The sequence below is a fragment of the Mycoavidus sp. HKI genome (assembly GCF_020023735.2).
Classification (GTDB): Bacteria; Pseudomonadota; Gammaproteobacteria; order Burkholderiales; family Burkholderiaceae; genus Mycoavidus.
In genome coordinates this window covers 692,016-712,444 of the sequence record NZ_CP076444.2, presented here as the reverse complement: position 1 = coordinate 712,444, position 20,429 = coordinate 692,016, and the positions used below count along the sequence as shown (strand labels likewise).

Here is a 20,429-nt window from a genome sequence, read left to right as displayed (position 1 = left end):
TTATTCTGACTCGATCGGACTCGGATGAACACCTAGCCGGATGGCTAATTTTGTGGCTGATGAATCGATTCATTTTGTACCAGACCACCCCGTTTTTGTACAATAGAGCAAACAATCCTTTTTCCGCACTCACTTGACAATGCCAAATCCCGCCTCCCCGAGCACCATTCATCGTACTGACTACACTCCGCCCCCTTTTCTGATCGATACAATCGAACTGGAATTTGAGCTTGAAGCTGAGTGCACCACCGTCACCAGTAAGATGCAGCTGCGCCGCAACCCGCAGGCCGCCTACTGTCCTGAATTACAGCTAAACGGCGAAGCCCTTCAGCTGATTAGCATCCACCTTGATGGCGTTCCCTGCACCAACCGGCAAATAGATGAGGCAAGACTCACCCTCTATGATGTCCCCGATGCTTTTGAACTCACTATCGTCAATTCTTGCGAGCCTGCCAGCAATACTTCTCTCATGGGCTTATATTTATCAAACGGCCATTTTTTTACTCAATGCGAAGCGCAAGGTTTTCGGAAAATCACTTATTTCCTTGATCGCCCAGACGTGATGGCGCGTTATACGGTGACTCTGCGCGCCAACAAAGCGGCTTATCCCATCTTGTTATCCAACGGCAATTTGATTGAGGCGGGTGATTTACCTAACGGCAAACATTATGCCAAATGGCACGACCCCTTTGCCAAACCGAGCTATTTGTTTGCCCTGGTTGCGGGCCAATTGGTGGCCCTTGAAGAGCACATCGTAACCCGCTCAGGCGCTCAGAAACTGTTACAAGTCTGGGTTGAAGCGCATGATCTCGATAAAACGCGTCATGCCATGGACGCACTCATTCATGCCATCCACTGGGATGAAGCACGCTTTGGCCTTGAGCTTGATCTTGAACGTTTTATGATTGTTGCGGTCAGCGATTTCAATATGGGGGCCATGGAAAATAAAGGGCTCAATATTTTCAATACTAAATACGTGTTAGCCAATCCTCAAACCGCTACCGATAGTGATTACGCCAATATTGAGGCCGTCGTCGGCCATGAATATTTCCATAATTGGACGGGCAACCGCGTAACTTGCCGCGATTGGTTCCAACTCAGCTTAAAAGAGGGACTTACCGTATTTCGCGACCAAGAATTCTCAGCCGATATAGCGGCGGCAGGCGCGGTCAATGCTGCGGCCGCACGGGCAAGCCAACGGATCGAGAATGTGCGTATTTTGCAGCAAGTGCAATTTGCTGAGGATGCGGGCCCAATGGCGCACCCTGTGCGCCCAGAAAGTTACGTTGAAATTAATAATTTTTATACCGCTACGATCTACGAGAAAGGCGCTGAAGTCGTCCGCATGTATCAAACGCTGCTAGGCCGCGACGGTTTTCGCCAAGGCATGGATTTGTACTTTCAGCGCCATGATGGGCAAGCGGTGAGTTGTGATGATTTCCGGCAAGCAATGGCCGAGGCGAATCAGCGCGACCTGGCGCAATTTGAACATTGGTACAGCCAGCTAGGTACGCCTTATATTTTAGTGCGCAGCCAATATGACGAAGCGGCCCGAACTTATACGGTGACACTAGCACAGCACTATAAACCTGTGCTGAATGCACCTCATACAGTACGCGCGCCACTCCTGATTCCGTTTGCCATTGGGCTGGTCGATGCAAATGGGCAGGACTTTGCATTACAACTGGATGGCGAAGACGCACCAGGCACTGCAACACGCGTGCTTGAATTAAGCCAAGCTGAACAAACGTTTCGCTTTATCAACGTGCAAACTCAACCCGTGCCATCACTGCTACGCGACTTCTCGGCGCCGGTGATTGTCGAATACGATTACACTGACGATGAGCTCATCTTTTTACTGGCCCATGACAGTGATCCATTTAATCGCTGGGCGGCTGGTCAACGGCTTGTAACCCGCACTTTGCTTGCCCTCGCCCGCCAAGCCGGGCGTACCCAACTCACTGGCAATGAACTTAACCAGTCGATCATCGATGCTTTTGGCCGCATCTTGCGTGACGAAACACTGACCCCTGCCTTTCGAGAACAGGTACTGACCTTACCGACCGAGATTTACCTGGCGGAGCAAATGGACCAGGCAGACCCAGCGGCAATCTATACTGCACGGCAATATCTACGCACCCAGCTGGCTAACGCTCTGAGTCACGACTGGTCCGCTATTTATGCACGTCACCAAACGCCCGGCCCATACCAGCCAACACCTGCCGATATGGGACAACGTGCTCTAAAGAACCTAGCGCTTAGCTATTTAACCAACAGCAAGCAAAGCGCGCACGCGCTACATCTAGCGCAAACACAATATGCTCGCGCCGATAATATGAGCGATCGTAGTGCAGCCCTTGCCGCTTTGATACATCTAGGTGGCCAGCCCGCGCAAGCAGCGCTTGCCGATTTTTACCAACGGTTTGAAAACGAACCGCTGGCAATTGATAAGTGGTTTGCATTACAAGCCACTCAACAGCGCACAGAGATGGACCTGATCAAGGTTGTACGCACTTTGATGCACCATCCTGCCTTCACATTAAAAAACCCGAACCGCGTACGCGCGCTCATTTTTAGCTTTATCAGCGGCAACCCTGCGCAATTTCACGCGACGAATGGCACAGGCTACGCACTCTGGGCTGAACAGGTGCTGGCGCTTGATACGCTCAACCCTCAGCTTGCTGCGCGGCTTGCCCGCCTACTTGAGCGCTGGCGTAAATTTACCCCAGCACTACGCGAGCAAATGCACGAGGCGCTTGCAACAGTATTGGCTTCAGTACAATCAAAAGACGTCCGCGAAATCATTGACAAAGCGCTGATATCTGCTCCAGCGAAATAAACCGCCGGCAAAGCTCAATATCGTTTGCTGATACATGAGATTGGGCAAAAATTTGCGGCCAGCGTTCTAATTGGCAAGGTATAGGAGCACTTGCGCCCTCAACATATACCCAAACAAAAAGCCGATTATTCATCGCGCACTTCCGTTGACTTTAGGTTCTAACCTACGTAACTCGAGCAATAAAGCTGTTTCATCATTGAATGGATCAGCGATCTCGCTCAGAAATGCAAGCCGCCCAATGAACCACAACGCCATTGCATAAATCGCGATAGAAACAGTCGGGTCGCCTCGATCCATGTTGCGTAAAGTCGGTATTGACACTTGCATTCTCTCTGCAAACGAAGCAAGCGTCTCTTTGCGGCGTTTACGCGCAATGCGCAAATTTTGGCCCAATTCACCCAAGCTACGAGCAACCGGTGCAGGGAGCATAGAAGCGGCAGTAGATTGTCTAGACATAGAAATAATAGCTACTCTTTTCTTTATAAAAAGCAACTATTATTTCTTTTTAATTGACTATTCTTTTAGATCAGCACGAGTTTCTTCAACCCTGCATCGAACCTAAACGCCGTACTTCTGAATTGACCGTTGCTATCTTGCAACTGATTGCTAGCCGACGCGGGATTGCTGCGTTACCCTGGTGAGCAGTGGCAGCTTATCTAGAAAAACGCCACGTTAGCGCACGGCCAATCGTCGCGCATAATGGTAAATTACTGGCTGGCGAGCTTTATACAGCAACTGCCAGCGCTTTCGGCACAACCATATAGGCGCGAATTTGCGTCAATCATGCGCGAAACGAGCCTCGTGAATCTACCTGCGATTGAATGGCTTTAATACAGTAAAAGAGCACAAATGAAGACGATTCGGAATCTGGCTACTGAATTGCAAAGCGGACGTACTACGAGCGTACGCCTGATTGAAGACGCCCTCACGCGCATCGATGCCCACCGTCGTGGCGGAGGCTGTGCTTGGATCAACGTCAACGCAGAGAATGCATTAGCCGCGGCACACGCAGCCGATGCTGCGCGCACTGTCGGTTATGCGCCATCGCTGTTGGCCGGCTTACCAGTTTCGATTAAAGATCTGTTTGATATCGCCGGGCAAATTACGACAGCCGGTTCGCGCGCGTTAATGGATGCGCCGCCGGCCACCTCAGATGCTCCCGCAGTCGCCCGCCTGCGAGCCGCGGGCGCCATTTTGCTTGGCCGTACGAATATGAGCGAATTTGCTTATTCAGGACTCGGCCTCAATCCACATTATGGCAACCCCTGCACCCCTCATCACCCAAACCGCGTAGCGGGAGGGTCGAGTGCCGGCGCTGCCGTTTCTGTGGCGGGCGAAATGGCGGTTGCTGCCCTAGGCACCGATACCGGCGGCTCGATTCGAGTGCCCGCAGCATTTTGCGGACTGACTGGCTTTAAGCCAACCGCCAAGCGCATTCCTATGGCGGGCGCCATACCGCTTTCTCCATCGCTTGATTCAGCTGGACCGCTCGCCCAGTCGGTTGACTGCTGTGCAATTTTCGATGCTGTATTAGCCGGCCAATCCCCCCCATCAATTGAGACTAGCGCAGCCAATATTAACGGCTTACGCTTTTACGTCACCGACGATTACGTCAGTGCCGATCTAGACGATGCCGTCAACACAGCTTTTCAAGCAGCGCTTGAGGCATTAGGCCAAGCAGGCGCGCATATCGTACAATTTTCTTTTCCCGAGTTATTTGAGCTTAGCCAAATTAATGCCAAAGGGGGTCTCGTTGCAGCCGAAGCCTGGGCTTGGCACCGGCCACTCTTTAAGCGTGCTGGCGCAAGCTATGACCCGCGAGTTGCCGCCAACATCCGCAAAGGCGAAACCCATACAGCGGCCGACTACCTTGATGTACTCGCCGGACACCAGCGTTTACAAGCAGCAGCTCGGCAGCGTTTAGAGGATGCGGATGCATGGCTGATGCCCACAGCGGCTATCGTGCCGCCACCGTTAGCGCCGCTCATCCATGACGACGCTTTATTTTTTTCAACCAATACACTGGCCTTGCGCAATGCACGCATCACCAACATCTTGGACGGCTGCGCGCTCACTCTACCCTGCCAGCAAGCCGGAGAGCTACCGGTCGGACTGTCCGTTTGCGGTTTCGCACATAGCGACGCGCGGATTATCCACATAGCCCGCGCGATCGAAGCGGTACTTGCTGCCCGCTAATCCACCTTTCAATCATCCTCTTTTGAAGAACCCCTACAGAGTCTAATGTTAAATTGAAATTTTTTTAAACGGGAAACGACGAGTGCATTAAAAACACGACACTTGAAGGAGCAAAAGAGATGAGCACCACCTTAGCTACCCCCTCGCATGAGCTAGCAACGATATACCGCAAAATCAACTGGCGCATCCTATCATTACTGACATTAGGTTATGTCCTAGCTTATATGGACCGTGTCAATATTGCATTTGCAAAACTGCAAATGCAACAAGATATTGGCATTAGCGAGGCCGTCTATGGCTTAGCCGCGGGTATCCTATTTCTCGGCCTGATGTTATTTGCGGTACCGAGTAATCTATTGCTTTTAAAAATAGGCGCGCGTAAGACTTTTAGCCGGATCATGATTTTATGGGGGTTCACTTCGGCGGCCATGCTGTTCGTGCATGACGCCTATAGCTTTTATGTGTTGCGCTTTTTGCTCGGCGCGTTTGAGGCCGGGTACTTTCCTGGCGTAATTTTTTACCTTACTTATTGGTACTCAGAAGCCCGTACCGCCCGCGCCATTTCTTTCATCATGTGCGCTGCCGCACTCGCAGGCATTACTGCTGGCCCGCTTTCCACTTGGCTGATGACGCATATGACGAACATCTGGATTTTAAAAGGGTGGCAGTGGATGTTTCTGATTGAGAGCTTACCGTGCATCGCGCTTGGACTGATCATCTTTTTCTACTTAGAGGATACGCCAGCACAAGCAAAATGGCTGTCCGCTGAAGAAAAGCGCCTACTCAATGCCGACCTTGCACAACGTCATGTCGTGCGTCCCTCTTACCAGCGGATGCACCATGTCTTCAAAGACAAACACTTCTATGCAATGGCGCTGTGCTACTTAAGCTTTCTGGCGGGTATTTACGCGGTCAATTTCTGGATGCCAACCATCTTAAGAGAAGCCAGTTCAGCCAACTCAGTCAGTTTGACCCAAATTGGCCTATTGTCAGCCATTCCATATGCGGTCTCGATCATTACAATGATTGTGTTTGGGCGCACTTCCGACCGCTATCTTGAGCGGCGCTGGCATACCACGCTCTTAATGCTCATTAGCGCGCTCGGGCTCTGTGCTATGACCAGCAATAACCTTATCATCGCATTGATTAGCATCACGATTACCACTGCCGGTCTATTTACGGTGTCTGTTGTATTCTGGGCAATGGCTTCGGATTATTTAAAAGGCAAACTCGCCGCAGGCAGCATTGCGATTTTGGATGTCATTGGTTTAGCAGGCTGCTTTTTAAGTCCCGTTATTATCGGCTGGTTGAAAGAGGTCACAGGTAGCCTGCAAATGGGATTATTTATTATAGCGGGCTTAGTGTTGGCGGGTGGACTTGCCATTGCCGTCTTAGGGCCAACCCGGCAACACACGGCAAGCCCAAGCTCGCTCTAACCATGTGGCAAGCGGTTGCGGCTATTGCCCTCGGCTCCACGCTGGCTGGGCTCCTGCGATGAGGCCTTGGGCTCAAGCTCAATAGCCTCTTTCTCGCACTACCATTTAGCACATTATCGGCCAATCTCATGGTGGCCTATGTCGAGTGTGAATAGCCTAAAGGTGTTCCCACAATGAAAACGGGCACCCCCGGTTACACCAGGTAGCGCCCGCCGATCGAGCATTCCCGATCCCATAGACACCATAGCATAAAAGTGGCCTGTTTGATCACTCCATCGCTGGAGAAGCAGGGCTTCCGCATGAAGCCTCTTGTTAGCGAAGACCGAGAATCGAATTACGCAATACAATTGCTTAATGGCAACCATTTTCTGCCCGTGAGAGAGGGTTAACTCATTGATTGACATCATAGCATCGGCTAGCACCTTTAATAACCATTAATTTCCGAGACGGAGAACTTGTTTGTTGAAGTCCTGAGTAATTTTATCGGTATCATGAAAACGGCTAATATTTTTTGAATCAAGCCAAACTTTGAGATCAATAAAAGTTTTAAAGTCAACAAGCTGGTTATCTGGGTTGTCAACCATTTCATCTGGAGTGCCGATGCGCCATCCATCTTCGCGTAACATAGTGATAATTTTCGGCAGGAATAGAGCATTTAGGTCATTGGCATGAAAAAGGAAGATTTGAGTCGAAAAAAGATTTTTTTCTTCATCTGTCTTCTTGCTGAGATACTTTTTAATCGTCAATCGAATATGCTCAAGATAAAAATTCTCCAAGCCTTCCATGTCTATTTCTTTTCCTTCTTTTATAGCTTGTAAAAAGAGCATATCAATAAACCAGTCTAAACTCATGTCCTTACACACAACTATAAACAGCCAAGTACAATAAACCTTTAAAAGAAAGAGATGACAGGCAGAGATGAGCTGGGCAGCGAAAGAATTTAAGACAGTAGATTTAGGTGACAAGCGGTTAAACAAGAGGCTGATGTTGCTTGCAGAGCGTCTTGGGGAAAAGCCGACGGCGAGTCTGCCTGGGGCATGTAAAGGGTGGGCGGAAACCCAGGGGGCGTATCGATTTTTATCTCAAGAGGATATAGGTTGGGAGTCTATTTTAGAGCCGCACTGGTCCTGTTCGCGTGCGCGCTTACAAGAGCAGCGTACCGTTTTGTGCATCCAAGACACCACGGAACTGAACTTCAACGGACAATCGATAGAAGGCTTGGGTCCCCTGTGTTACGAAGCGCAACGAGGTATGTACCTGCACCCGACGTATGCGGTATCGTTGGAGCGTGAACCGTTAGGCGTATTAGATGCGTGGATGTGGGCACGTGCATCCAAAGAAGACGTAGAGAATCGGTCTGGGATCAAGGAAAGTATACGCTGGATCGAAGGGTATAGCCGACTGGCAGAACTCTCAGCCGAGTTACCCGAGACACGTTTGGTGTATATGGCAGACCGTGAATCCGACATGCTAGAACTGATATGCAAAGCCTCCGAACTGGGGAATCCGGTGGATTGGTTAATTCGCTCGTGTCACAACCGGGTGCTACCAGATGGTGCTCGCCTGTGGGAGGCAGTCGGTGCGCAGGCAGCGGTAGGCGAATTGCATTTTATGATGCCCTCACGGCATGGCCAAAAGGCTCGAGCGGTACGTCAGCAAGTCAGAATGAAACGCGTTGTCCTTGATGATAGAAAGGGCTCCCCGTTAGAAGTGACCTGCGTAATAGCCCAAGAAGTGGAGGTACCGTCTGGCTGTAAGCCTGTGGAGTGGCGCTTGCTCACTAATCGCGTGGTACTTGATTTCGACGCAGCAGTGGAGTTGATTGACTGGTATCGGGCTCGCTGGGAGATTGAGATGTTCTTCCACGTTCTCAAAAACGGCTGTCGCGTCGAGGCGCTGCAACTAGGGGCTATCGAAAAGTTAGAGAGGGCGCTGGCGGTCTATATGGTGGTGGCTTGGCGAATCGCTCGCTTGATGAGACTAGGCCGTACTTGCCCTGATCTGGAAGCAGAACTGCTGTTTGAGCCAGAGGAATGGCAAGCCGCGTATCTTCTCATGAAAAAACCTGTGCCAAAAAAGACGCCTCGACTCAATGAAGTAGTGCGGCTTATTGCGATGTTGGGTGGATTCTTAGGCCGAAAAGGGGATGGCGAGCCCGGCGTAAAAACCATCTGGCAAGGATTACAGCAGGTTACTGCCTTTGCTCAGGGTCTACGCTGGGCGCGCCAAAACCAGATATTTTGAGTTGTGTATAAGGATATGGTCTAAACTATCTATTGAGACATACGCATGGCGAAATCCAAGACTTTTTAACGCCAAAGCACACTCAACCGCTTTTTCAATACTTCTTCCCTCCATCGAATCAAGTCCGACATCAAGAAATGGATAACGGAACCACTGTCGGTAAGTAGAAAAAGGAAGTATCCGTTTTTCGCATTCATTGACATCATCCAAGTATTGTTCAACGGAAATAGCGCTTCTCAGTAAAATAGTATGCCAGCACACTAGCTAGCCTTGCTGCGCCGGATTCGGACATGCACGATTCGATTCTTGCCTTTGCTATCAAGCGCTTCATATAAAATCCCTAGTAAAAATTTCCTTGCAAACTTGAAAAAATTTTCACATTCTAAGGAAAAGAGAAAAGCGTTGTTTACGTCATTAGAAAATCCAGCTGTTGAAATTTCCCCAGGACCCGACAGATACTCGAGTCAGGCGCAATACCTTTACTCTATGAAGTTGCTCGGTAAAAACAGCGGTTTCAAACAAGCCATTTCAAAGGAGGATAGAATAGAAACTCAATAATCAACGATGTACCTACTGGAATAAATTCATCACAGCCTATGAACAAGGAGAAAACAATGGGTAATTGGGATGCAGTCAGCAGCGTAACAAATGTCAAAATATCAGTCTATAACTTATTTAAAGAAGCCCCTATTTTTGGTAACGAGCAAAAGTCGGCTTATGATATCCCGTCTAATTCGAATCCTGAAGAAGGTATTAATCTATCAAAGGAAAATAATAGCGACGATAAATTCGAGCGGATTCAATCTTTCCTTTATTCCAAACTTAACGTAAATGTTAAAAAGAGCCGGGGTGTAGCTTGGCTATCCTTAGCAGGAATAGCTAGCGGGATAGGCGGCATGTTACAGACAGCAAGCGCGCAAGGCGCGGCAAGCTCTCCAATCGCCAGGCAGTATAAATGCTACCGAGACGGAGGCTTTTATTATCCGTCTGACGGCTCAGGTATTCCGAACGCGGCGTGTCGAGCAGCCTTTCTAGCAGGCGATCTTCCAGACTGGGAGCGTCCTTCACTATTTACTAACTGGAACACGGTTTCCCAGAACATACCGAATCCTGAGGCAATCGTAGAACTCATACCTGATGGGCTATTGTGTGCGGGAGGACATTCGGAAAAAAGAGGATTAGATATTCCGAACTCAGAGTGGTCCAAAACCAGTATCATTGTGTCAAAGGATGGCCGTATCATGCTACGCTGGGATGCCACTCAAGTTCATCACGATCCTAGCCTGTGGCGTGTGTTTATCACCAAAGAATCATACGATCCAACAACCAGTTCGTTACACTGGTCAGACCTGGAAGAACTGATTATCAATAAAGTTGTACTGAACTCACCGGGTCCAGGGAACGCATCTTACGATCTTGATGTTACTATCCCCTCCGGTCGCTCAGGTGCTGCTATTCTTTATAGCTACTGGCAACGCCAAGATCCAGCCCACGAGACTTTCTTCAGTTGTAGCGATGTGACGCTCATTAGCACCGACGGGACTCGCATTAAGAGCACGCAGCAACAAAATGTACTAGGGGTTGAATAGATTAAGAACTTCTTATTATCAAAATTCCTGTTTTACGCATGGGCTATGGAGAACAATGGGAAAGCGAACTAACTTAAAAATTAGTCAAGGATGTTCGCTTTACCCTGTGGTCGTAGCTCTCCAAATAAGCTTGCTTTCTGTTTTACCAAATACCGACGCAGCCGATTACTACGCCGATATTCGGCACCAACTCGTAACAACGGGCGAACCTATTGGGGAAATGGATATGATGATTGCCGCCCACTCTTTGTCGGCTGGCGCGCTGTTAGTCACAAACAATATTCGCCACTTCGAGCGAATTGAGACTCCTTTGCTATTAGCTAACTGGACCTCTCAGTAAAAGTTTTCATCAAACTTTGAATAGAGATTTAAAGAACCTCCGCATAGCCTCATAGCAAAGAAATATAACATCGCTTTTGATTTATGCAGAGGTTCCAGCGCTATTATTCGGCGCTATCCTCATCTTCACTATCGTCCTCAATTTCGCTATTCTTTTCAGCTTCCTGAATATAATCCACTGCCTGCTGCACTGTCTGGAGTTTTTCGACATCTTCATCAGGAATTTCGATTCCGAACGTATCTTCGAAATCCCCTATCAATTCATAAAAATCTTCCGGGTCAATACCAAGGTCATTCATGAATGAAGCGTCACTTTTAATTTCTTCTAAAGGAATTTCAAACCCTTCAGCCACGAGCAATTTCACCATCTTTTCAACACTATTCATCATTCCCTCCAAGGTAGTTTAATAAATTTAATATGTTCATATTAGCAGGTTTATCCAACTCTCGTTCCAGCCAATAGCCAAAAAACATCTATGGAAGATCTACCCAATTCAGGGACGAGGAGAGCTTTTTTTTCGACTATAACTCGTACTTACTGCAAAGTGCAATACTGTTAGGGAAACTTGTAAAAGGTTGGTTGGGCTGAGCTTATCGCTATGTCCCGATTACCTCAACCCTTTACAGAAATAATACAGGAGCTTGACAGATTTTCCAGGTACTGATAAAAATCATAACTGTGGTAAAATTTTTTAATGTGTTTCGGTGGCAATTAAAGGTTGTAAGTATTTAGCTAGCGCAGGCTACAAGATTTAGTCAGCAAATTTATAGCATTCATTTCTACCCAAAGGAGAGCTTTATGAATAAACAGGAACTGATTGACCTTGTTTCGGAAGAAGTTGAAACGAGTAGGAGTAGTGTTAACAAGGTCTTGGATGCAGTGCTACAAACTATTAAAAATGCTGTCGCTGAGGGAGATTCGATACAGTTGATTGGTTTTGGTGCCTTTAGTGTCGGTGAAAGAGCTGCACGTTCAGGCCGCAACCCCAAAACCGGCGAGCCTCTCGAAATTGCTGCTGCTAGAACGGTGAAGTTCACTGCTGGTAAAGCATTTAAAGATGCAATCAATGCTAAATAGTTAAACGTACTTTTTGCTAGTTAAGTAGCCAATTAAACTTTTAATTTCACATTTTTGGTTAACTCAAAGCACGAGAGGGGCGAAGTTTTCGCCCCCTTTCTATTTGTCCGCTGTGCTCTTTTAATGTCACAGTCCCATACTATTCATAATCTGCTCTATCCGCTTTTCAGGTTCTTGCGCAGAGTTGACAGCAGGCCGACCTAAGGTGGAAGGACGAGAGCTAATCGGCGAGGGGGACCTTGGTTGCGTCGCAGCAATTTGTATTGAATCGTAGAGCATGCGAACCGCTGAAGCCCACTAATGCGGCTGATAGGTTGAAGCAAATTCTTGAAGCTTGCTCGGATCAGCAAAATACGACTCAACCACTTTCATCCGTGCAGAATGATCCATTTCATGGCTACGGCTTTGCAAATACTGTGCCATCGAAGCTTTTCCTTCCTCAACGGATGACGTAAATTGTTGCTGTTCTTGCTGCGCAGCAAATTCAGCCTGTTGGCGTTGCTGCATAACATGGCGTTCACGCCGTAGCATCGCCATCTCTACGGCCCGCTCGCGCTGGATTTCCCCGCCAGTAACCGCTTGCGCCAAATCAGGAAAATCACTTAACGTATCTACCCCAGGCGCTTCCATGCCTAAGCGTTTGCACAGCGTATCCCGCTGCGCATTCGCCATTTGCAGCGCAACACGCCAATCATCAGGATTATTCGACATTGCTAGACGGCCATATTCTAGTGTTTGCGCAAAGTCCTGTGCCGACATGCCCGTAGCACTCACCATCGTGCGGATCTCATTCAAATCCGATTCGTGTTAATCAGCGTGCAAAACTTTCCAGTTTAGGAGAGGAAACAGCGTCCAAAAGTTTCCTACCTATTTATGCAATGATCCGGCGAATTTGCCGGGGTAACTGGAGTGTTTTACATGGATATGATTTACGAGATAAGACGTCGATACAAAGTACAAAAGCAGAGCATCAGCGCGATAGCGCGAGAGATGGGTCTATCGCGCCCGACAGTGCGCAAACATGTGGAGACGGTAGAGGAAGCCCAAGTACGAACGAGTACAGCCGATGCGGCCCCAATTGGGCGCTTATGAAGAATAACTAGAGCAATGGTTAGAACAAGAAGCAAAGTTTCCCCGTAGCCGTCGTCGTACCGCCCGTAGATTGTTTGAAGGGTTACAGGAAGTGGGGTACCAGGGTGCTTATGACAGCGTGCAACGCTTTGTTAAGGATTGGAAACTAAAGGCTCAAGGGCCGCGAGTCACACAGGTTTTTGTGCCGCTCGTATTTGAGCCTGCTGACGCTTGCCAATTTGATTGGAGCCATGAGCATGTCGAATTAGGGGGCGTTGGGCAAACAGTCAAGGTAGCACATTTTCGGCTGGCGTATAGCCTTCAGCTCTTTGTTGTAGCCTATCTGCGCGAAACCCAAGAGATGGTATTCGATGCACATAGGCGGGCTTTTGCTTTTCTAGGTGGTGTGCCCAACCGAATCATCTACGATAATCTCAAGACGGTGGTGGACACCATATTAGTCGGTAAGGAGCGTCAATTTAATCGGCGTTTTCTGACTCTAGCCAATCATTACTGATTCGAGCCGGTCGCCTGTACGCCAGCAGCAGGCTGGGAGAAAGGGCAAATTGAGAAGACAGCTTTATGAGAAAACCTCTTTAATTATCACTACCAATCTCTCATTTAGCGAATGGGTACAGGTCTTCGGAGACGCAAAAATGACCACCGCTTTGTTGGACCGTATTACACATCATTGCCATATCCTTGAAACTGGCAATCAATCTTACCGTTTCAAACATCGAAATATCCCCTCTCATTTAGTGCCTTAACTGGAAACTTTTCGGCGCTGTTTACTGGCAAATTTTGGACGCTGTTTGACAAGCGATCCTTAAAAAACTACCCGATCAGGCACGTAATCTTATTCAATTCGCATTTTGGACAGGCCTACGTACAAGCGAACTCATAGCGCTTGATTGGGCAGACATTGATTTTTCGCGTGAATGCGTTAAGGTATATAAGGCTATGACCAGCGCAGCACGCGGTAAAGCAGAAGACACGAAAACACGTGCCAGCCGAAGGGAAGTAAAGATTCTTGCGCCAGCACTTGCCGCGCTAAACGCGCAAAAGAAGTATACTTTTTTACTTGAAAGCAGTGCCATATTTCATAACCCAAGCACGCACAAACGATGGGACGGTGACGAACAAATACGACGTACATGGAAATCCGCGGTGAAGCACGCCGAGGCCCGCTACCGTCGTCCATATCAGACACGGCACACCTATGCATCAATGATGTTATCGGCTGGCGAGCATCCAATGTGGGTCGCGCAGCAGATGGGGCATTCGGATTGGACAATGATAGCGCGTCGCTACGGCCGATGGATGCCCTCAGCAGATAAAGAAGCAGGAAAAAAAGCTGTCGCGATTTTTGCTAAAAAAATGCTGTCGGAATGCTGTCATTCCGATCAGAAATGAGGGGTAATCAGGGGTAAAAAACGATATCTCAAAAAACCTAACCCATTGATTTTAAAGGATTCAATGGTGGAGCCGGCGGGAATCGAACCCGCGTCCGCAAGCACTCTACAAGCAGTTCTACATACTTAGTTCAATCATTTAATTTAACTGCAGCAGCGCGGACGAACACGCTCTACTACAGCGATTCACTAGATTTAATAGTAGACGCCGTGACATCACCTACTACGGTCTGACGTAAATGACCTCGCGCGGTCTTGCGACCCTAACCCGTCAGAGAGCGAGTGCGAGGCGAGCCGCAATTAAGCGGCTACAGCGAACGTTTTGTCGTTTGCAGTTACTTTTTTTCCCATTGATTAACGAGGTAACGGGTCCTCGGTATGCCCTACATTGCTTTGCAACCCACGTCGAAACCAAGTCGGCCCCGTGGTATCCAGATTATTCCACAAATCGGCACTTAAAGAAACGTCTTTTAATTCTCAACGATTCAAATCCATTCGTCAGCAGGCCCAGCCTTCGCTGCTAGGCGCTTGCACTCGATACTCTCATGCGGTCATAATACAAATGAGCGCAGCTAAGACAATTGGACAAAAATATGAGTATTACCATTAAAAATGAAAAAGATATCGCGCAGATGCGTATTGCTTGCCGACTAGCGAGCGAAGTGTTGGATTACATTAAGCCGTTTGTCGCGGCCGGCATCACGACCGGCGAACTTGATCGCCTGTGCCACCAATATATGCTCGACGAGCAAAAAACGATTCCAGCCCCACTGAATTATCAGCCTGATGGCTACCCACCCTATCCGAAAGCAACCTGCATTTCAGTGAATGATGTCGTTTGTCACGGCATTCCGGGTGACAAGGTGCTCAAAAATGGCGATGCCTTAAATATTGATATTACCGTGATTAAAGATGGGTATTTTGGGGATACAAGCCGCATGTTTATTGTGGGCGAAGGGTCAATCCTTGCCAAGCGGCTCGTGCAAACAACCTATGAATGCATGTGGCTAGGCATCGATCAAGTGCGCCCCGGCGCGCAGCTAGGCGATATTGGCTATGCCATTCAGCGACATGCGCAGGCACAAGGCTATAGCATCGTGCGCGAATATTGCGGACACGGTATTGGGCAAGTCTTTCATGAAGAGCCACAAGTGCTTCATTACGGCCGGCCAGGCACCGGTCTTAAACTCACGGCTGGGATGATCTTTACGATTGAGCCGATGATTAACGCCGGGCGCCGTGAGATTCGCACGATGCCTGATCTTTGGACCGTGAAAACGCGGGATCGCAGCCTTTCTGCTCAGTGGGAACATACGGTACTGGTCACAGAAACGGGCCATGAAATTCTCACCGTATCGGCGGGTTCCCCAGCACGCCCAACAATCAGCGTCGCCGTTTAAGCCGTTACTTTATGATTAACTATTTTGTACTCGATGCAAATTGACAATGAGTGCGATGCACAGTAAGCGTTTGCCTGGCAACCCTACGGCTCAAGCCGCCAGCTTTAAAACCAGCAAAGCCGCACTCATTGAAAAGTTTAACGCCATCGGCAAAATTGATACATTCATGCGTGCGCTAGCACGCACTGCCGATCACGCGCTTTTAAATGCGTGGCATCTATGTCAGCTACCGTCATCTTTTGTGCTAGCGGCAGTAGGTGGTTTTGGCCGGGGCGAACTGGCGCCCCACTCTGACCTCGATATTCTCATTTTGTTGCCTGCTGAACCCGATGCCAACTTAACCGCTAAGCTCGAATCCTTTATTGGTATGGCTTGGGACCTTGGCCTGGAAATTAGCAGCAGCGTACGCACCATCGCACAGTGTATAGAGGCGGCGAGCCAAGATATTACGGTGCAAACTGCCCTCCTCGAAGCGCGCCGTATCGGCGGCGACTTAGCGCTCTTTAGTCAGTTTATAAGCGGCTTTAATCAAGCCCTGGATACGCGCGCATTCTTCCAGGCAAAGCTGCTTGAAATGCAACAACGCCATGCGAAGTTTCAGGATTCTCCCTATAGCCTTGAACCTAATTGCAAGGAAAGCCCAGGCGGGTTACGCGATTTGCAGCTTATTCTATGGTTGACGCGTACAGCCGGCTTTGGCCATAGCTGGCACGAACTTGAGCTAGGCGGCCAACTCACCGTGCGCGAAGCTCGTGAATTGCGCCGCAACGAACTCTTTTTAAAAACGCTGCGCGCCCGGCTGCATATCTTGGCTGGCCGGCGGCAAGATGTGATTGCTTTTGATTTTCAAACACAGCTGGCTGAAAACTTCGGCTATCGCGCAACGCCTGCTAAGCGTGCTAGCGAGCAAATGATGCGCCGCTATTACTGGGCGGCTAAGGCTGTCACCCAGCTCACCACGATTTTGCTGCAAACGATTGAAGCGCACTTTTTTCCAGAGACAAGCGGCATTACGCATAGACTGTCCGAGCGCTTCGCTGAAAAACAAGGCATGATCGAAATTCTGCAAGATGATCTGTATCAGCGCGAACCTGACGCGATTCTTGAAACTTTTTTGCTGTGCGAGCGCACTCCCGGAGTTAAGGGCTTATCGACTCGCACGTTGCGTGCCTTATACAATGCGCGCAACATGATGAACCAAGAGTGGCGCCGCTCGCCACAAAACCGCCAACACTTTCTTGAGATTTTGCAGCTATCGCAGAACTCTACAGAGAGCTCAGGCACCGCCCACGCCCTGGGACTGATGAACCAAACGAGTGTGCTGGGTCGCTACTTATTAAGCTTTTGGCGGATCGTGGGGCAAATGCAGCACGATCTTTATCATGCCTATACAGTAGATCAACATATCTTAATGGTGTTGCGCAATTTACACCGCTTTGGCGTTGCAGAACATGCTCATGAATATCCATTCTGCAGCCAATTGATGATGAATTTTGAACAGCCATGGGTACTCATGATTGCTGCGCTTTTTCATGACATTGCCAAGGGACGGGGAGGCGACCATTCAATCCTTGGCATGGCCGAAACACAGCGCTTTTGCCGCGAGCACAAGCTAGCGGCTGCAGATGCTCACTTGATTGTCTGGCTAGTCGAGCACCATTTAACCATGAGCCGAGTCGCACAAAAACAAGATACCAGCGATGCGCACGTCGTCAAGCGTTTTGCAGATCAAGTACAAACCGAGCGCCAACTCACCGCGCTTTATTTACTGACGGTGGCCGATATTCGCGGCACGAGTCCGAAGGTTTGGAATGCCTGGAAAGGCAAATTACTTGAAGACTTGTACCGGCTCACCCTAAATACGCTCGGCGGTATGCAACCCAATACGCATTCGGCGCTGGCGCTCCGTAAAGAGCAAGCGCTTGTGCTGCTGCAGCAGCACTTGATCCCGGAGGGTGCCTCCCAAGCTTTTTGGGAGCAGCTAGATATTGCTTACTTTTTACGCCATGACGCCCCCGATATTGCCTGGCAAACGCATGCGCTTTATTTATATCTCGAAACCCCTCAGCCGATTGTCCGAGCTCGTCGCTCACCGCTTGGGGAAGGGGTGCAAGTGCTGGTCTATATGAAAGATCAAGCCGATTTGTTTGCCGGTATTTGTAGTTACTTCGACCGTCATGCTCTCTCCGTATTAGATGCGCGCATCCACACCACCCGCCATGGCTATGCGCTGGATAGTTTCTTTGTAACTCACGCTTATTACAGCCTAGACGACAATCCGCATAGAACGGCAAATGAGACGCTGCACGACTACGATGAAATCACCACGCGCATTGAGCGGCAATTAGCGCTCCATCTGGCGGCCGCCAAACCACTACGCAGCCCCTCTCCAGGCCGGCTGTCAAGGCAATCACGTACTTTTCCGAGCACGCCACGGGTTAATTTACGCGCCGATGAACGTGGCCAATATTACATCCTGTCACTCTCAGCCAATGACCGGCCAGGGCTCCTCTATGCAATTGCCTATATACTCGCGGCACACCAAATCAGCCTATATGCAGCACGCATCAATACGCTAGGAGAGCGCGTTGAAGACATGTTTTTGCTCGCCGGGGCAAAACTCGCTAACCACCGGCAACAGATTCAGCTTGAAACCGAATTACTCCGCGCCATTGCAGTCTGAGATTTTGACCCACCGGCACTAAAGATCTTGCGGCGGCTCTACGCTTGCCAACAACTGGCGCAAGCCCTCTTCATCAAGCACCTCAATCCCTAGCGCCTCCGCTTTCGCGAGTTTGCTACCAGCATCTGCCCCAGCTATCACATAATGGGTTTTGCTGGAGACTGAAGCCGCAACTTTGGCGCCCGCGGCTTCCAGTTGCGCCTTTGCTTGCTCGCGGGTTAAGTTAGGTAAACTGCCCGTTAGGACGACCGTCTTACCGGCCAATGGTCCAGCACTAGGGCGCGCAGCAGGTGGCCCTTCAGGCCAAGTTACACCGGCTGCGCGCAATTGTTCAATCACCTCGAGATTATGCGCTTGGGCAAAAAATTGGAGGATGGATTCCGCCACCACCGGCCCGACCTCATCGACTTCGAGCAATCCTTCGCGGGACGCTTGTATCAGCGAATCAAGCGCACCGAAATAACGCGCTAAACCAAGCGCAGTTGACTCGCCAACGTGGCGTATACCAAGTGCATAGATAAAGCGAGCCAACGTAGTCTGCTTAGCATGCTGCAATGCAGCAAGCAGGTTTTGGGCGGACTTGTCAGCAAAACGTTCAAGCGCAACCAGCGTTGCAACGTCTAGCTTAAACAAATCGGCAGGCGTACGCACCAGCTCTTGTTCGACCAGTTGATCGATAATTTTTTCTCCCAGACCATCAATCTCCAGCGCGCGCCGCTGAGCAAAGTGCCAAAGTGCTTGCTTACGCTGTGCGGCACAAGCCAGGGCCCCCGTGCAACGAGCCACCGCCTCACCGGGCAAGCGTTCAATTGCAGATCCGCATACTGGACACTCAGTTGGCATCTCAAAACGGTGCGCATCGGTGGGCCGGCGTTCAATTAATGCGCTCACCACTTCTGGAATCACATCGCCAGCCCGCCGCACAATCACCGTATCGCCAATCAAAATATCTTTGCGCCGCACTTCATCTTCATTGTGCAGGGTCGCATTGGTCACCATTGCGCCCCCCACAAACACGGGTTCAAGCCGTGCGATTGGCGTAACCGCACCGGTGCGGCCCACATTAACCTCGATTGCAATCAACTTGGTCAAGGCCTCTTGTGCAGGGAATTTATGCGCCAGCGCAAAGCGCGGCGCACGCGCAACAAAACCAAGCCGCAATTGATCTTCCAACTGGTTCAATTTGTATACGACACCGTCGATTTCATAAGGCAAACTATTGCGTTGCTCGCTCATTGCCTTAAAAAAGCCAAGTAACCCCACTGCTCCTTGCACGACCGCACGCATTTCACAGACTGGGAGGCCCAGCTCCAGATACCAATCCAGCAAAGCTTGGTGTGTGGGTGGCATGGCAACGCCGGCAAGCGCACCTATCCCATAAGCAAAAAATGACAGTGGCCGGCTGGCGGTGATTTTTGGATTGAGCTGGCGCAAGCTGCCTGCCGCTGCATTACGCGGATTAGCAAACTCTCGCTGACCCGCTGCGCGCTGACGCTCATTTAATGCGTCAAAAGCACTTTTGAGCATAAACACTTCGCCACGTACTTCAAGCAGCTCAGGGATAGAGGACCCATGCAAACGCAGCGGAATCGAGCGTAGCGTGCGGATATTGGCCGTAATATCCTCTCCACGCACGCCATCGCCCCGAGTTGCCGCCTGCGTTAGTACCCCGTCGAGGTAGCGCAATGAAACGGCAAGCCCATCAAACTTGAGTTCGCAAGCATAGTTTAGGCCTGTATCCAACTCTGTTTTATTCAGCCCTTGCGCGCAACGTTTATCAAATGCTTCAATCTCTTCATCGCTAAAACCATTGTTCAGCGACAGCATCGGCACCGTATGCACAACCGGCTTAAAACCCTCGGCAACCTGGCCGCCTACGCGTTGCGTAGGCGAGTCTGGTGTCAGCAAATGAGGATTTTCTGTTTCAATGTCTACCAACTCGGCAAACAATTGGTCGTATTCAGCATCAGGTATTGCCGGAGCATCCTGTACGTAATAGGCATCATTGTGCTGCTCGATTTGCGCGCGCAGCGCTGCAGCACGTTCAGCTTTGTCATGGTCTACTGGGTTATGCATGTGGTTTTTAGCTTGATGGGGAAGTGAATGCTGCAAAGCCGATAGCATACCAACTACCCTAGGCAG

Annotated in this window: 17 protein-coding genes, 1 other RNA gene and 2 pseudogenes; 14 read left to right on the top strand and 6 right to left on the bottom strand. The window is 49.6% G+C overall.

Annotated elements, in window-relative coordinates; genetic code table 11:
- The first annotated feature begins 139 nt into the window (after positions 1 to 139).
- Positions 140 to 2,839 (top strand): aminopeptidase N, encoded by a 2,700-nt coding sequence (gene pepN, locus KMZ15_RS02950; RefSeq protein WP_223694026.1) that lies wholly within the window; start codon positions 140 to 142, stop codon positions 2,837 to 2,839.
- Positions 2,840 to 2,968: 129 nt separating this feature from the next.
- On the opposite strand, the gene KMZ15_RS02945 is transcribed toward pepN, so the two are convergent.
- Entirely contained in the window at positions 2,969 to 3,295 is a 327-nt protein-coding gene (locus KMZ15_RS02945) for a helix-turn-helix transcriptional regulator (protein WP_223694023.1), read from the bottom strand.
- Positions 3,296 to 3,348: 53 nt separating this feature from the next.
- Here KMZ15_RS02945 and KMZ15_RS02940 point away from each other — a divergent pair, with 53 nt between their 5' ends.
- The 3 genes from KMZ15_RS02940 (at position 3,349) to KMZ15_RS02930 (ending at position 6,471) form a co-directional block, all read left to right on the top strand.
- Positions 3,349 to 3,480 (top strand): hypothetical protein, encoded by a 132-nt coding sequence (locus KMZ15_RS02940; RefSeq protein WP_258134760.1) that lies wholly within the window; start codon positions 3,349 to 3,351, stop codon positions 3,478 to 3,480.
- Between the two features lie 208 nt (positions 3,481 to 3,688).
- Positions 3,689 to 5,035, top strand: a complete 1,347-nt coding sequence (locus KMZ15_RS02935) for an amidase (protein ID WP_223694021.1) — start codon at positions 3,689 to 3,691, stop codon at positions 5,033 to 5,035.
- A gap of 119 nt (positions 5,036 to 5,154) precedes the next feature.
- Positions 5,155 to 6,471, top strand: coding sequence for an MFS transporter (locus tag KMZ15_RS02930; protein WP_223694019.1), 1,317 nt, complete (start codon positions 5,155 to 5,157; stop codon positions 6,469 to 6,471).
- Positions 6,472 to 6,905: 434 nt separating this feature from the next.
- On the opposite strand, the gene KMZ15_RS02925 is transcribed toward KMZ15_RS02930, so the two are convergent.
- On the bottom strand, positions 6,906 to 7,322 hold the full coding sequence (locus tag KMZ15_RS02925) for a hypothetical protein (RefSeq protein ID WP_223694016.1): 417 nt from the start codon (positions 7,320 to 7,322) through the stop codon (positions 6,906 to 6,908).
- A gap of 67 nt (positions 7,323 to 7,389) precedes the next feature.
- On the opposite strand from KMZ15_RS02925, the gene KMZ15_RS02920 reads away from it, so the two are divergent.
- The 3 genes from KMZ15_RS02920 (at position 7,390) to KMZ15_RS02910 (ending at position 10,644) form a co-directional block, all read left to right on the top strand.
- Positions 7,390 to 8,715, top strand: coding sequence for an IS4 family transposase (locus KMZ15_RS02920; RefSeq protein WP_223691058.1), 1,326 nt, complete (start codon positions 7,390 to 7,392; stop codon positions 8,713 to 8,715).
- Positions 8,716 to 9,329: 614 nt separating this feature from the next.
- The gene (locus tag KMZ15_RS02915; RefSeq protein ID WP_223694013.1) at positions 9,330 to 10,304 is read left to right on the top strand and encodes a lytic polysaccharide monooxygenase auxiliary activity family 9 protein; all 975 of its coding nucleotides are present in this window, start codon (positions 9,330 to 9,332) and stop codon (positions 10,302 to 10,304) included.
- A gap of 106 nt (positions 10,305 to 10,410) precedes the next feature.
- Entirely contained in the window at positions 10,411 to 10,644 is a 234-nt protein-coding gene (locus tag KMZ15_RS02910) for a type II toxin-antitoxin system VapC family toxin (RefSeq protein WP_223694010.1), read from the top strand.
- Positions 10,645 to 10,747: 103 nt separating this feature from the next.
- Here the strand turns inward: KMZ15_RS02910 and acpP are convergent, their stop codons facing one another.
- A complete protein-coding gene (gene acpP, locus KMZ15_RS02905) occupies positions 10,748 to 11,029 on the bottom strand; it encodes an acyl carrier protein (RefSeq protein WP_223694008.1) in 282 nt (93 codons plus the stop codon).
- A gap of 413 nt (positions 11,030 to 11,442) precedes the next feature.
- Here acpP and KMZ15_RS02900 point away from each other — a divergent pair, with 413 nt between their 5' ends.
- Positions 11,443 to 11,721 carry an HU family DNA-binding protein gene (locus KMZ15_RS02900; protein ID WP_223694006.1) on the top strand — a complete coding sequence of 93 codons (279 nt, stop codon included), beginning with the start codon at positions 11,443 to 11,445 and terminating at the stop codon, positions 11,719 to 11,721.
- Positions 11,722 to 12,018: 297 nt separating this feature from the next.
- Here the strand turns inward: KMZ15_RS02900 and KMZ15_RS02895 are convergent, their stop codons facing one another.
- Positions 12,019 to 12,498 carry a hypothetical protein gene (locus KMZ15_RS02895; protein WP_223694004.1) on the bottom strand — a complete coding sequence of 160 codons (480 nt, stop codon included), beginning with the start codon at positions 12,496 to 12,498 and terminating at the stop codon, positions 12,019 to 12,021.
- Between the two features lie 141 nt (positions 12,499 to 12,639).
- Between KMZ15_RS02895 and KMZ15_RS02890 the strand changes: the two genes are divergently transcribed.
- The 4 genes and pseudogenes from KMZ15_RS02890 (at position 12,640) to KMZ15_RS02875 (ending at position 14,205) form a co-directional block, all read left to right on the top strand.
- Positions 12,640 to 12,813 (top strand): HTH domain-containing protein, encoded by a 174-nt coding sequence (locus tag KMZ15_RS02890; protein ID WP_223694002.1) that lies wholly within the window; start codon positions 12,640 to 12,642, stop codon positions 12,811 to 12,813.
- A gap of 67 nt (positions 12,814 to 12,880) precedes the next feature.
- A pseudogene (locus KMZ15_RS02885) lies at positions 12,881 to 13,309 on the top strand (IS21 family transposase); the annotation flags it as partial.
- A gap of 58 nt (positions 13,310 to 13,367) precedes the next feature.
- A pseudogene (locus KMZ15_RS02880) lies at positions 13,368 to 13,559 on the top strand (ATP-binding protein); the annotation flags it as partial.
- Between the two features lie 55 nt (positions 13,560 to 13,614).
- Complete coding sequence (locus KMZ15_RS02875; RefSeq protein ID WP_223694661.1) at positions 13,615 to 14,205, top strand: site-specific integrase; 591 nt, start codon at positions 13,615 to 13,617, stop codon at positions 14,203 to 14,205.
- Positions 14,206 to 14,269: 64 nt separating this feature from the next.
- On the opposite strand, the gene ssrA is transcribed toward KMZ15_RS02875, so the two are convergent.
- Positions 14,270 to 14,628, bottom strand: a transfer-messenger RNA (tmRNA) gene (gene ssrA / locus KMZ15_RS02870).
- Between the two features lie 169 nt (positions 14,629 to 14,797).
- Here ssrA and map point away from each other — a divergent pair.
- Together map and KMZ15_RS02860 are read left to right on the top strand one after the other, a co-directional pair.
- Entirely contained in the window at positions 14,798 to 15,604 is an 807-nt protein-coding gene (gene map / locus KMZ15_RS02865; protein WP_223693997.1) for a type I methionyl aminopeptidase, read from the top strand.
- 46 nt (positions 15,605 to 15,650) lie between these two features.
- Positions 15,651 to 18,287 carry a [protein-PII] uridylyltransferase gene (locus tag KMZ15_RS02860; RefSeq protein ID WP_223693995.1) on the top strand — a complete coding sequence of 879 codons (2,637 nt, stop codon included), beginning with the start codon at positions 15,651 to 15,653 and terminating at the stop codon, positions 18,285 to 18,287.
- An 18-nt stretch (positions 18,288 to 18,305) separates the two neighbouring features.
- Here KMZ15_RS02860 and ligA read toward each other — a convergent pair whose 3' ends face one another.
- Positions 18,306 to 20,363, bottom strand: coding sequence for an NAD-dependent DNA ligase LigA (ligA, locus tag KMZ15_RS02855; RefSeq protein WP_223693993.1), 2,058 nt, complete (start codon positions 20,361 to 20,363; stop codon positions 18,306 to 18,308).
- Positions 20,364 to 20,429 lie beyond the last annotated feature (66 nt).

Excerpts from the sequence above, each read along its gene's own strand:
- ligA (WP_223693993.1), bottom strand. The coding sequence starts at position 20,363 with ATGCATAACCCAGTAGACCATGACAAAGCTGAACGTGCTGCAGCGCTG.
- KMZ15_RS02915 (WP_223694013.1), top strand. The coding sequence starts at position 9,330 with ATGGGTAATTGGGATGCAGTCAGCAGCGTAACAAATGTCAAAATATCA.
- KMZ15_RS02900 (WP_223694006.1), top strand. The coding sequence starts at position 11,443 with ATGAATAAACAGGAACTGATTGACCTTGTTTCGGAAGAAGTTGAAACG.
- KMZ15_RS02930 (WP_223694019.1), top strand. The coding sequence starts at position 5,155 with ATGAGCACCACCTTAGCTACCCCCTCGCATGAGCTAGCAACGATATAC.
- pepN (WP_223694026.1), top strand. The coding sequence starts at position 140 with ATGCCAAATCCCGCCTCCCCGAGCACCATTCATCGTACTGACTACACT.
- KMZ15_RS02860 (WP_223693995.1), top strand. The coding sequence starts at position 15,651 with ATGAGTGCGATGCACAGTAAGCGTTTGCCTGGCAACCCTACGGCTCAA.
- KMZ15_RS02920 (WP_223691058.1), top strand. The coding sequence starts at position 7,390 with ATGAGCTGGGCAGCGAAAGAATTTAAGACAGTAGATTTAGGTGACAAG.
- KMZ15_RS02925 (WP_223694016.1), bottom strand. The coding sequence starts at position 7,322 with ATGAGTTTAGACTGGTTTATTGATATGCTCTTTTTACAAGCTATAAAA.
- KMZ15_RS02935 (WP_223694021.1), top strand. The coding sequence starts at position 3,689 with ATGAAGACGATTCGGAATCTGGCTACTGAATTGCAAAGCGGACGTACT.
- KMZ15_RS02895 (WP_223694004.1), bottom strand. The coding sequence starts at position 12,498 with ATGGTGAGTGCTACGGGCATGTCGGCACAGGACTTTGCGCAAACACTA.
- map (WP_223693997.1), top strand. The coding sequence starts at position 14,798 with ATGAGTATTACCATTAAAAATGAAAAAGATATCGCGCAGATGCGTATT.
- acpP (WP_223694008.1), bottom strand. The coding sequence starts at position 11,029 with ATGAATAGTGTTGAAAAGATGGTGAAATTGCTCGTGGCTGAAGGGTTT.
- KMZ15_RS02890 (WP_223694002.1), top strand. The coding sequence starts at position 12,640 with ATGGATATGATTTACGAGATAAGACGTCGATACAAAGTACAAAAGCAG.
- KMZ15_RS02945 (WP_223694023.1), bottom strand. The coding sequence starts at position 3,295 with ATGTCTAGACAATCTACTGCCGCTTCTATGCTCCCTGCACCGGTTGCT.